A 12,493-nucleotide genomic window follows, 5' to 3' on the forward strand; every position below is an offset into this window, starting at 1 on the left:
AACCACGAATACTTTCCCGCATGACGTGACCTCCTGTGTTCGGCCGTAGGGGCGCGCGACCTGGCGCGCGCGAGGCCTGTACGACGGAGGGAGCGGAAGGCGAGAGGAACTAGTTCACACGGGGGAGGAGGGGCCGAGCTGCCGAGCTCCGCGCCAGGGGAGGGCCGCGCGCAGTGCGGCGACCCAGGGGTGCGTCAGGGGTTCCAGCCGGAGAGGCGCGCCATGAGCCACCAGAAGGCCTTCGCCAGCCGCGTGGCCCCTTCGTAGGCCGTACCGTTCACCGTGCAGTCGCGCGGGTGACACGCCGCGGGGTTCGAGTTCCCCGCGCAGAATTCGCCGCAGTAGGAGGGGAAGGCCGCTTCCCCCTTGGTGGTCGTCTGCAGCTGCCCCGAGGGCAGGTGCGATTCCAGGTCGGCGAGGTCGAGGAGCGGCTTGTTGTTCTGGCGCGCGTGGTCGCGAATCAGCGCGTTCAGGGCGTTGCCGCACTGCATGCCCGGGATGGTGAGCGGCACGGTGACCCAGATGAAGCGCTTGCCGGGGTTCGCGGTCTCGAGCGTGGTCATGGTCGTGCGGTAGTGATTCCACCACTGCTGCAGGGTCGTGGAGTTCGGGCACTGCGAGCCCGAGCAGCCGCAGTGGCCCGCCTCGTCGAGCGCGTCGATGTAGCAGTACTTGAAGCCGTAGACGTCGAAGCCCGGATTCTGGGGGACGCGCGTGGCGAGGTCCGTGGCCTTGGCGAACCAGCCGATGCCGCTGCCCGCGGCGGCCAGCTCCACGTAGCTCCGGAAGTCCCAGTTCGCGCGGTTGTACTTGGGGGTGCGCTGCTGCAGCCGGTCGAGCGCGTTGTCGATCGTTCCGCCGACGGAGGCGTGCCGGAAGAAGAGCCTGCGGGCCGCGGCCAGCGCGATGGCGGAGTCGGGGATCTGCGCGAACTGCGCGAGCACGCGATGGTCGGCGATGAGCGACCCCGTCGGCGGGGGCGGCGGGGGAGGAGGCGGTGGTGGCGGGGGCACCGCGGCATCGGCGCGGGGGGGCGGCGGCGGCGGCACCGCGGCGTCGGCGCGGGGGGGCGGCGGCGGCGGCGGCGGCACCGCGGCGTCGGCACGGGGGGGCGGTGGCGCGGCGCCGTCGGTCGCCGGGGGCGGAGGAGGCGGAGGAGGCGGGGGAAGCGCGCCGTCGACGACGGGACGCACGCCAGCGTCGGCGAGGGCCAGCCCGGCGTCCACGCGGCAGCGTCGGTCGTAGACGCGGCAGGCCTTCTCCCGGCACTCGGGGGTGGCGCAGCCGGGCATCCCGCCCTGGCACGCGGCCTGGAGCTTGGGGCAGGCGCGCGAGGCGTTGAAACCGAAGAGGGCGACGCCGTCCCCCCCGCAGAAGGCCCCGAGGGCGTCGCAGCCGGCGCTCCCCGAGCTGCAGCTCTGCTGGACCTCCTGACACGCCTGGTCGGGCGTGGTGGCGTGGGCGGCGTCGAGGAACCGGTCCACCTCACCGGCGGCTTGCGCTCCCGGGTTGGGCTGGACCGAGGAGCAGGCGAGGCTCCCGAGCCAGAGCGTGGCGGCGGCGGCACGTGCGAGTCGATGCATCCCTTTCCTCCTCGGCGATGGGGTGTTGGTCTGCCAAGAGGTGGCGTCAACCGCTCCCGGCGATCACCTCCGGTCGCGCTTTCCTCGCCGGATGCAGGGGCAGGCGGCCCGCCCCGAGGCCCGGATCGGGGGCAAAGTTGTGTCGGCGAGCCGAGATCGGCTACTCTGAGAAAGGGAAGACACGACACCTCGATGGCGCGTCAGCGGCTTGGCGAGATCCTCATCAAGGCCGGGTTGATCGACGAGGCGGGTCTCCAGCGGGCGTTAGCGGAGCAGCAACGCTGGGGTGGCCGTCTCGGAAAGTACCTGGTCGAACTCGGGCTCATCACCGAGGAGACCCTGGTCCGCGCGCTCTCCACGCAGTACCGCTTGCCGGCCGTGGCGCTCGACGCCCCGCGCATGAACGTGACCGTCGCGCGGCTCATCCCGAAGGAGGTCTGCGAGCGGCACCAGCTCATGTGCTTCCGGGCTGACCCGAGCAAGAAGTTCATCGACGTGGCGATGGCCGACCCCGCCGACCGCGACGTGATCGATCAGGTCCAGGCGATCACCCGCTGCACCGTGCGCCCGCACATCGCGAGCCCGAGCGCGATCGATCGCGCCATCATGTACGTCTTCTACGGGCAGGCCTCGATGGGGGCGGGTGAGGTCGACTTCTCGGACGCCATCGTGCGCAACGACTTCCACGCGCATCCGGGAACGGCGCGCTCCGGGGTCCCTCCAGGGGGCGCGGCGTCCGGCGGAAGAGTCCCCCGCGGCCTGGTGAGCGGCGCTCCGATGGCCTCGCCGATGGTAGAGGTGAGGGTCAGCGCGCAGTCCCGGCCCGAGGCCGCCCCGGGGGCCGCTCCGATCAGCTTGCCGAGGGATGTCATGCCCGCCGCGGCGCCCTCGCCACCGATGCCCCTCCCGCGCTCGGAGCCGCGCCCGCCCCCGCAGGCCCCGCTGACGCTCCCGCGGGCCTCGGCACCGCTCATCGCGGTGGATGGGACGCTCGAGTCCAAGCCCCTCTCCCTGTCCACCCCTCCGGGTGATCCGGGTTTCCACATCACGTTGGACGTCCCCCCCGTGGACAAGGCGAAGCTCGCCGGGGGTGGGGTCGCGGCGATGGAAGAGCGCGTGGCCCACCTCGAGGCGGTGGTCGCGCGCGACACCGTGATCCTCGAGGCGCTCCTCGGGGCCCTGGTCAAGAAGGGGCTCTTCACCCGCGAGGAGCTGCAGCGCCTCATCGGGGCGCTCTGAGCCGCTCGGCGGCGACCCGCCGGAGCTCCGCGAGAGGCAGAGGGCACGGAGCGCGGCCGCACGTCCGGTCGATCAGCGCGTGCGCCTCGGACGCGCGACCGAGCGCGAGCAGTCCGCGCCCGAGGAGCTCCACGTTCGCCGGCACGCCGGGCAGGAGCCGTTCGGCCACCAGCAGCTCGCGAATCGCCTGCTCCGTCCGTCCCGAGCGCAGATAGAGCTGTCCCAGGTTGAAGCGCGCGTTGAACGACTCGGGGAAGTCCTGCGTCGCGCGGGCGGTCAGGCGCTCGTCCGAGCGAAAGTGTCCGCTGCGCACGAAGGTGAGCGCGGCCAGCAGGGCGAGCGCGGGCGCCGCGAGGACGACGAGTCGCGTGGGGTGCGTCAGGCGCCGACCGAGCCGCGCCGCGAGCTCCGCCACCACGATTGCGATGCCGCAGGCCGGGAGGTAGAGAAAGCGCTCCGCGGCGCCGACGGGGAGCGGCACGAGATGCGCGAAGGGCAGCAGGCCTACGAGCCACGCGCCGAGGCCGAGGGCGACGAGCGGGCGCGACCGGTGGAGCCCCACGATCAGCGCCACCGTGCCGAGGAGGGCGGCGAACCCCGCCCAGGCCTCGCCGTCGGCGATCGAGGCCGCGGGGGGCAGGACCGTCCAGTCGTAGAAGGGGAGCAGCGGCCAGGGGACGAGCAAGAGGCGCACGTAGAGGAGGTAGATCTTCATCACGCTGAGAAAGCGCAGCCCCGGGCCGAGGTCGCCGAAGAAGGGCAGCGCCTGCGCCTGGAGCAGGTGGGCCCGCAGAGCGAGGTAGCCGGCGAGGAGCGCCGCGAGCGGCAGGTAGGTGCGGGCCAGCTCGCGCAGGTGGGCCCCTCCGCGCCCGACCCGCACGAGGTCGAAGAGAAAGAGCCAGGCGGGGAGGGTTACCGCGCTCTCCTTGGCGGCCAGGCCGCAGGCGTAGAGCAGGCAGACGAGCGCGGTGCGCGTGCCCCGCCCGAGGGAAGAGCTCGCGTGGACCAGGAGGGCCCCGAGGCACGCCGCCGTGGCGAGGAGCTCCGTGCGGTAGGTGAGGAGGTTCACCGTCTCGGAGTGGACGGGGTGCACCGCGAAGAAGAGCGCCCCGAGGAGCGCCCCTGAGGGCGATTCCACGAGCCCGAGCAGCAGGAGCGCGAGGAGCCCGACGCAGAGCGCGTGCAGGAGCGCGTTCGAGAGGTGGTAGGCCCACGGCCGGCCGCCGTGCAGCGCGTGCTCGAGCGCGAAGGTGGTCGACGAGAGGGGGCGCCAGTAGTTCTGGTTGATCTCGCGGTCGAGTTTTCCCGTGGCGTGAGAGGCCCACGGCCTGGCGAAGTGCGACGGGATGTCGGCGAGTCGCCGGATCGTCGGGTTGCGCTCGACGTTGTAGTGGTCGTCGGCCACGAACCCGTTGGGAAGCGTGTTGGCGTAGGTCAGGAGGGCCACCGCCGCCGGGAGCAGCGCGAGCGCGCGCCGCGAGCGTGGAGAGCGCGGCTCCACGGGCCGGCGGGGTTAACCCCGGAGCTTGCTTGAGTCGACCACGCCTCGCGAGTGCTTTCCGTCCCGGGCGGTGTTGCGGCTCCTTGAGATACCGAGAGTATCCCTGCGTCGCCGCGCCTTGCCCGAAACACAAAGTCCTTCGCGAACCATGATCAACCCAACCGAGCTCAGGGGTTAAAGCACGCGCTCGTCTTTGACGAGCAGGTAGTCGCCGAGGAGCAGGAAGTCCATCCCCGTGGTGAGGTAGCACTTCACCGCGTCGGCGGGCGAGTTGACGATCGGCTCGCCTCGGATGTTGAAGGAGGTGTTCAGCACGAGCGGCGTCCCGGTCTCGCGCTCGAACGCCGAGACGATGGCGTGAAAACGTGGGTTGGCCTCGCGGGTCACCGTCTGCACGCGCGCGCCGCCGTCCACGTGGGTGACCGCGCGGGCCTCGGGGAGTCGCTCCGGCCGCGTCGGAAAGACCCGCAGCATGTACGGCGAGAAGTCGGCGCCGGCGAAGTAGTCCGGGGCGCGCTCGGCGAGCACCGAGGGGGCGAAGGGCCTGAAGGCCTCGCGGAACTTCACCGTGGCGTTCAGGCGGTCCTTCATCTCGGCCGGGCGAGGGTCGGCCAGGGTGCTCCGGTGGCCGAGAGCGCGCGGTCCGAACTCCGCTCGGCCGTCGAGGACGCTGCCGATGAGGCCCCGCGCGAGCAGGCGCCCGACGACGGTCGGCGCGTCCTCGCAGTGCCGCGCCTTGAGGCCGCCGCGCTCGAGCGTCTGGCGGATCTCGTCCTCGCTGTGCGACGGGCCGAGGTCGTCGGGGAGCGCCCGGAGCGCGCCGCGGGGAACGCCCCCGAGCACGTGGGTGACGTAGAACGCGGCCCCCAGCGCCGCCCCCGCGTCACTCGCCGCGGATTCGAAGAAGTAGCGCTCGAAGATGCCCGACCGGACGAGTCGGCCGTTGGCCGAGCAGTTCAGCGTGGCCCCGCCGGACATGCAGAGCGCGTCCAGCCCCGTCGTGGTGCGGGCCAGCCGCGCGAGGTGGAGGAGCGCCTCCTCGAAGACCAGCTGCACGCTCGCCGCGAGGTCCTCGTGCCGGCGGGTGAGCTCGGACTCCGGCTCGCGGGGCTCGCCGAGGAGCGCGACGAGCTTTCCGCTGAAGCGCGTCGCCCGCTCGACGAAGAAGGAGAAGTACGACAGGTCGAGCTCGTAGCCGTCGGGCGAGAGGCGCACGAGGCGTCGTAGCTCGTCGGCGTAGCGCGGCGTGCCGTACGAGGCCAGGCCCATCAGCTTCCCCTCGCCGGAGTTGGGCTTGAACCCGAGGTACTCGGTGAAGGCGGCGTAGAAGGCGCCGAGCGAGTGCGGGAACTCCTGGCTCCAGAGCCGCTCGAAGCGGCCGTCGCCCGCGTAGCGCCAGATCACCGCCGCGTCGCGCTCGCCGTAGCCGTCCACCGTGAGGATCGCGGCCCGATCGAAGGGCGAGCTGTAGAGCGCCGCCGCGGCGTGGGCCAGATGATGGGTCACGTAGACGCAGCGCAGGCGCCGGCCGTCCCGCAGGTGGAAGATCTGCTCCGTCAGGTCTACCGGGGAGCTGATCTTAGGCAGGAGGTGGTTCGGCAGGTCGTAGAGGAACTCGAGGTGATGTCGCGGCTGCGCGGAGAGCCGGGCCACGTGGGTCTGCGCGTGGATGCCGGGGTTCCAGAAGAAGGCGACCGTGTCGACCTCCTCCAGGCGCGTGCGCGCCGCGCCGAGGGCCGCGCTCACGGCGGCCGTGGGAAACCCGGCGAAGTGCTTCACCCGGCGGTAGCGCTCCTCCTGGACGGCCAGCGCGACCTGGCCGTCCACCACCATGGCGGCTGCGGCGTCGTTGCTGAAGTTGATGCCCAGCACTCGCATCGTCGACTCCCGTTGGGCTCTGCCGCCTCCGGTGGCCGCGCAGCATAGCAGGGAAATCCTGCGCGTTGTCCTGCCCTTTACGGGGCGCTCGCGGCTCCTCGGCGCGCGTTGACATGGGGCCAGGGCGTGGTAGAAAGAGCCGCTCGACCGCCGGTCGAGCCCATCCAACAAGGAACGCGACATGACGGACATCTCGCCCGAGCTGCACACGAGAGGCGACGAGGATACTTCTACTCCGCTGGTGATGAACGCCCAGGTGGAGAAGCTGAGCGACATCGAGCGCAAGATCGACGTGGCGATCCCGTGGGACCAGGTCAAGGGGCGCCTCGACGAGGCCTACCGCGAGCTGGCCAACGGCGTGGCGATCAAGGGTTTCCGCAAGGGGAAGGTCCCCCGGAAGATGCTCGAGCGGCTCTTCGGCAAGCACGTGGATCGGGAGGTGGCGCAGCGCCTGGTGCAGGAGAGCATCAGCCGGGCCCTGCTCGACCACCAGCTCGCCCCGGTGTCCGAGCCCAAGATGGAGCTCGGCGAAATCGTCGAGGGGACCGACTTCCGCTACACGGCCACGCTGCAGGTCGTGCCGGAGATCGACCCGCGAGACTACCTCGGGGTGGAGCTCCGGCAGCGCGCGGCGCAGGTGACCGACGACGACGTCGACCGGGCGCTCCGCGCCAAGCAGCAGGAGCACACCGAGTTCAAGCCGATCGAGGGGCGCACGACGCAGCTCGGCGACGTGCTGCTGGTGGACCTGCTCGGCAAGCTCGGCACGGAGGCCTTCGCCCAGGAGAACCAGCTCGTGGAGCTCGGGGCGGCGCACCGCGAGCCGCTCCCGGGTCTGGCGGCGAAGCTGACCGGCATCGAACCCACGCCGCAGGAGCTGGACGTCGAGCTCGAGGTGCCCGTGCACGACCACTCGCACGACGAGCCCTGCCCCGGCGACGAGAAGAAGGTCAAGGCGCGCCTCCTCGTCACGGTCAAGGACGTGAAGCAGAAGGTCGTCCCCGACCTCGACGACGATTTCGCCAAGGACACGGGGGAGGCCGAGACGCTGGCCGCGCTGCGCGACGCGCTCCGCACGCGGCTCGTGGAGGCCGACGGGGCGAAGGCCCGCGAGGAGTGCAAGGAGCAGCTGATGAAGGAGCTGCTCAAGCGCAACGAGATCCCCGTGGTCCCCGCCCTCGTGGAGCGGCACCTCGACCGCATCGCGCAGCTGCGTGCGGCGCTCATGGGGATGCACTCCGACGTGGAGCCGATGGGCGACGAGGAGGTCAAGGAGCGTATGCGCGGCGACGCCGAGCAGACGGTGAAGTCGGTGCTGCTCCTCGAGGCGATCGCGAAGAAGGAGAACGTCGAGGTCCTCGAGACCGACCTGGATCGCAAGCTCTCGGAGCTCGCCACGGCGCGCGAGCAGAACGTGGCCAAGGTCCGCAGCGAGTACGAGAAGAAGGGGCGTCTCGAGGCGCTGAAGAGCAGTATTCGCGAGGAGAAAACGCTTGACCTGCTCCTGACCAAAGCTAACATTATCAAAGAGGAAACGGTTGGCGGGTCGGCGGTTTCGCCGTAACGAATCGCGAGGCCGTCGCGCCCCGGGCGATTCGGTCGGCGCAGGCGGTCGGCGGGGCAAGTAGCGGGGGCCCGCCAGCGCGCGACAGGTTGGCCCCCCCTATCCCGGGCGGAAGCCTGACATCAACCATCGAGCCCGGGGTCGGGCCCACCTGACATGGAGTGCTGGCCGCATGCGTTCCCCTGAAGTCGGATCCTTCATCATCCCCACCGTCATCGAGCAGACCCACCGCGGCGAGCGTGGGTGGGACATCTTCTCGCGCCTCCTCAAGGACCGGATCGTCTTCCTCGGGGGGCCGGTGAACGACGACATCGCCAACATCGTCATCGCGCAGATGCTCTTCCTCGAGTCCGAGGACCCCGACCGGGACATCATGCTCTACGTGAACTCGCCGGGCGGCGTGGTGACGGCGGGCCTCGCGATCTACGACACGATGCAGTACGTGAAGTGCGACGTGGCCACCATCTGCATGGGGCAGGCGGCCTCGATGGGCGCCCTGCTGCTGTCGGCGGGGGCGGCGAAGAAGCGCTACAGCCTGCCGCACTCGCGCATCCTCATCCATCAGCCCCTGGGCGGGTTCTCGGGCCAGGCCACGGACATCGACATCCAGGCCCAGGAGATCCTGCGCACGCGCGAGCGGCTGAACAAGATCCTGGCCAAGCACACGGCGCAGGACCTGGAGAAGGTTCGCCGCGACACGGATCGCGACTACTACATGACCGCGATGGAGGCGAAGGAGTACGGCCTGGTCGACGAGATCCTCGAGAGGAATCTCGCCCTGCCGCTCGAGAAGAAGGACAAGTAGCCTCTTCGGGGTTTGCGGAAGGCTGGGGTGGTTGCCCAGCCGCGAAACCCCGAGTACGCTTAAGGGTCAGCAGAGGAACCTGGCGTGGATCGACGACGAGACGACAGTCACGGCAACCTGAGCTGCTCCTTCTGTGGCAAGAGCCAGAAGGAGGTCAAGAAGCTCATCGCCGGGCCCACCGTCTACATCTGTGACGAGTGCATCGGCCTCTGCAACGACATCATCGCCGAGGAGATCGAGAAAGAGGAGCAGAGCTACGGGGTCACGAAGATCCCGAAGCCCGTGGAGGTCAAGCGGGTCCTCGACGAATACGTCGTGGGGCAGGAGCGGGCCAAGAAGATCCTCTCGGTGGCGGTCCACAACCACTACAAGCGCATCGACGCCAAGGTCTCCAACGACGACGTTGAGCTGCAGAAGTCGAACATCCTCCTGCTCGGGCCCACGGGGAGCGGCAAGACGCTGCTCGCGCAGACCCTGGCGCGCATCCTCAACGTCCCCTTCGCCATCGCGGACGCCACGAGCCTGACCGAGGCCGGCTACGTGGGCGAGGACGTCGAGAACATCATCGTGAGTCTGCTGCAGAACGCCGACCACGACATCGAGCGCGCCCAGCGGGGGATCGTCTACATCGACGAGATCGACAAGATCGCGCGCAAGGGAGACAACCCGTCGATCACGCGCGACGTCTCGGGCGAAGGGGTGCAGCAGGCGCTGCTCAAGATCATCGAGGGGACCGTGGCCTCGGTGCCTCCGAAGGGGGGGCGCAAGCACCCGCAACAGGAGTTCCTGCAGGTCGATACGACGAACATCCTCTTCATCTGCGGCGGCGCGTTCACGGGTCTCGAGGAGATCATCGAGGCGCGCATCGGGGTCCGGCAGCTGGGCTTCGGCGCGCAGGTCCAGAGCCGCAAGGAGAAGCGCATCTGGGAGTACCTGAAGGAGGTCCAGCCCGAGGACCTGCTCAAGTACGGCATGATCCCGGAGTTCGTCGGCCGCCTCCCCGTCGTCGCGCCGCTACACGAGCTGAACGAAGAGGCGCTCGTGGACATCCTGACCAAGCCGAAGAACGCCCTCGTCAAGCAGTACCAGAAGCTCTTCGAGATGGACGGCGTGAAGCTCAAGTTCACCAAGGGCGCGCTGCGGGCCGTCGCGAAGAACGCGCTCAACCTGCGTAGCGGCGCCCGCGGCCTGCGCGCCGTCCTCGAGAACTCGATGCTGGACATCATGTTCGACATCCCCTCCCAGGAGAACATCAAGGAGGTGATGATCAACGAGGACGTGGTCGACAACCGCGCGGCTCCCATCGTGGTCTACGCGAAGGAAGCGGCAGGCGCCGAGCGGTAGTTGCGAGGTCGCGGCTGCGCGGTCGCGCTCGCCGGGCCTTAGCCCCTTTTTCGCCCCCCCGAGTTGTTGCCGTGCTATGCGGGAGGCCGCTGCCTGTCCCCCTTGCCCCGTGTGCGTGGGGGGTGGGGTGCTATACTGCAGCGGGCCTTTGGCCCCTCGGAGTGGCTCACGATGGCTGATCGGGTTCCCGTGCGTAACGTACCGGTGCTGCCGCTGCGCGACATCATCGTCTTCCCCCACATGGTGGTCCCCCTCTTCGTCGGGCGCGAGCGCTCCATCCTGGCGCTCGAGGCCGCGATGGACGAGGAGAAGGAGATCCTGCTCGTCGCCCAGCGCGAGGCGCGGACCAACGACCCGGGGCCGGACGAGCTCTTCCCGATCGGTACGCTCGGCACGATCATCCAGCTCCTCCGCGTCTCCGACGGCACGGTGAAGGTGCTCGTCGAGGGGAAGCGCCGAGTGGAGATCCTGCGCTTCGCCGAGGAGGAGCGGTTCTATCGGGTGGAGGTGGGGGAGCTCAAGGGCGAGGCCGAGAGCACGGTCGAGGTCGAGGCGCTCAGTCGTTCGCTGAAGGCGACCTTCGAGAACTACGTCAAGCTCAACAAGCGGATCGCACCCGAGATGCTGGCGGCGGTCCAGTCGATGGAGGACCCGGCGCGGCTGGCGGACACCGTGGCGGCGCAGCTCGCGTTGAAGCTGGACCAGAAGCAGGCGCTCCTCGAGATGCTCTCGGTGCAGGAGCGGATGGAGAAGCTCTTCGAGGCCATGCAGGCCGAGATCGAGATCCTGCAGGTGGAGAAGCGCATCCGCTCGCGCGTGAAGCGCCAGATGGAGCGCAACCAGAAGGAGTACTACCTCAACGAGCAGATGCAGGCGATCCAGCGGGAGCTCGGCGAGCGCGACGAGTTCCGCAGCGAGATCCAGGAGCTCGAGGAGCGGATCCGCGCCCGACCGATGAGCGAGGAGGCGACGGACCGGCTGCGCAAGGAGCTGCGCAAGCTGAAGATGATGGCGCCCATGTCGGCCGAGGCCACGGTGGTGCGGAACTACGTGGACTGGGTCCTCGCGCTCCCCTGGGGGGACAGGACCGAGGACCAGATCGACGTGGAACGTGCGGCGCGCGTTCTCGACGAGGACCACTTCGGCCTGCAGAAGGTCAAGGAGCGCATCCTCGAATACCTCGCCGTGCGCGCTCTGGTCCCCAAGATGAAGGGGCCGATCCTCTGCTTCGTGGGGCCTCCCGGGGTGGGCAAGACCTCGCTCGGCCGCAGCATCTCTCGGGCCACCGGGAGGAACTTCGTGCGCATGTCTCTCGGTGGCGTGCGCGACGAGGCGGAGATCCGCGGGCATCGGCGAACGTACATCGGCGCGCTGCCGGGCAAGATCATCCAGAGCCTGCGGAAGGCGGCGAGCAGCAACCCGGTCTTTCTCCTCGACGAGGTGGACAAGATGTCCGCCGACTTCCGAGGGGACCCCGCGTCGGCGCTCCTCGAGGTGCTGGACCCCGAGCAGAACCACGCCTTCAACGACCACTACCTCGATCTGGACTACGATCTGTCGGACGTGATGTTCATCACCACGGCCAACAGCCTGCACGGCATCCCGGTGCCGCTGCAGGACCGGATGGAGATCATCTCGCTCCCCGGCTACACCGACGAGGAGAAGCTGCAGATCGCGCGCAAGTACCTCGTACCGAAACAGCGCGAGGCGAACGGGCTGAAGGAGGTGCCGGTGACCTTCACCGAGCCGGCGCTCAAGCTCGTGATCCACAGCTACACGAAGGAGGCGGGGGTCCGCGGGCTCGAGCGCGAGCTGGCCGCGATCTGCCGCAAGATCGCCCGAGAGGTGGTGCGCGAAGACGGGCACCGTCGCTTCCGCGTGGGGGAGCCGCAGGTGGGGCAGTACCTGGGCGTCGCGAAGTACTCCGACGTCCTGAAGGAGGAACGGGACGGCGTGGGCCTCGCGAACGGCCTCGCCGTGACGGCCTACGGCGGAGACCTTCTGCCCGCCGAGGTGACGGTGATGCCGGGGAAGGGCAAGCTGGTCCTGACCGGCAAGCTCGGCGACGTGATGCAGGAGTCGGCGCAGGCGGCGCTCTCCTACGTGCGCAGCCGCGCCGCGAGCCTGGGCCTCGACCCGCTCTTCCACCAGAAGGTGGACATCCACGTGCACTGCCCCGAGGGAGCGATCCCGAAGGACGGGCCGTCGGCGGGGATCACCATCGCCACGGCGCTCGTCTCCGCGCTCCTCAAGGTGCCGGTGCGTCGGGATATCGCGATGACCGGCGAGATCACGCTGCGTGGGCGCGTGCTCGCCATCGGGGGGCTCAAGGAGAAGGCGCTGGCCGCCTACCGGTCGGGGATCCCTCTCGTCGTGGCCCCCGACGAGAACGGAAAGGACGTGAAGGAGATCCCGGCCTCGGTGCAGCGCGCGGTGGAGATCGTGCTCGTCAAGCACATGGACGAGGTGCTCAAGCTCGCCTTGAGCGGTGTGGACCCGAAGACCTTCCTCGACAAGCCGTCGGAGCTGATGGACTGGCGCGTCGGTCAGGAAGGACCCTCCGCTTCGTCGCACTGAGG

General features: G+C 69.6%; 8 protein-coding genes. 5 read left to right on the forward strand and 3 right to left on the reverse strand.

Going from position 1 to position 12,493, the window contains the following annotated elements:
- Positions 1 to 194 precede the first annotated feature (194 nt).
- On the reverse strand, positions 195 to 1,583 hold the full coding sequence (locus IT371_13645; protein MCC6748698.1) for a hypothetical protein: 1,389 nt from the start codon (positions 1,581 to 1,583) through the stop codon (positions 195 to 197).
- Positions 1,584 to 1,775: 192 nt separating this feature from the next.
- Between IT371_13645 and IT371_13650 the strand changes: the two genes are divergently transcribed.
- A complete protein-coding gene (locus IT371_13650; protein ID MCC6748699.1) occupies positions 1,776 to 2,822 on the forward strand; it encodes a hypothetical protein in 1,047 nt (348 codons plus the stop codon).
- On the opposite strand, the gene IT371_13655 is transcribed toward IT371_13650, so the two are convergent.
- Complete coding sequence (locus tag IT371_13655) at positions 2,806 to 4,323, reverse strand: hypothetical protein (protein MCC6748700.1); 1,518 nt, start codon at positions 4,321 to 4,323, stop codon at positions 2,806 to 2,808. The two genes, IT371_13650 and IT371_13655, sit on opposite strands and share 17 nt — an antisense overlap.
- 174 nt (positions 4,324 to 4,497) lie before the next feature.
- Positions 4,498 to 6,201, reverse strand: a complete 1,704-nt coding sequence (locus IT371_13660; protein MCC6748701.1) for a hypothetical protein — start codon at positions 6,199 to 6,201, stop codon at positions 4,498 to 4,500.
- A gap of 181 nt (positions 6,202 to 6,382) precedes the next feature.
- Here IT371_13660 and tig point away from each other — a divergent pair, with 181 nt between their 5' ends.
- From tig to lon, 4 genes are all read left to right on the forward strand, one after another.
- Complete coding sequence (tig, locus tag IT371_13665) at positions 6,383 to 7,765, forward strand: trigger factor (GenBank protein MCC6748702.1); 1,383 nt, start codon at positions 6,383 to 6,385, stop codon at positions 7,763 to 7,765.
- Between the two features lie 172 nt (positions 7,766 to 7,937).
- Positions 7,938 to 8,570 (forward strand): ATP-dependent Clp endopeptidase proteolytic subunit ClpP, encoded by a 633-nt coding sequence (clpP, locus tag IT371_13670; GenBank protein ID MCC6748703.1) that lies wholly within the window; start codon positions 7,938 to 7,940, stop codon positions 8,568 to 8,570.
- A gap of 84 nt (positions 8,571 to 8,654) precedes the next feature.
- The gene (gene clpX, locus IT371_13675) at positions 8,655 to 9,914 is read left to right on the forward strand and encodes an ATP-dependent Clp protease ATP-binding subunit ClpX (protein ID MCC6748704.1); all 1,260 of its coding nucleotides are present in this window, start codon (positions 8,655 to 8,657) and stop codon (positions 9,912 to 9,914) included.
- 171 nt (positions 9,915 to 10,085) lie between these two features.
- Complete coding sequence (gene lon / locus IT371_13680) at positions 10,086 to 12,491, forward strand: endopeptidase La (protein ID MCC6748705.1); 2,406 nt, start codon at positions 10,086 to 10,088, stop codon at positions 12,489 to 12,491.
- Positions 12,492 to 12,493 lie beyond the last annotated feature (2 nt).

It is taken from the genome of Deltaproteobacteria bacterium (genome assembly GCA_020848905.1).
Classification (GTDB): domain Bacteria; phylum Myxococcota_A; class Polyangia.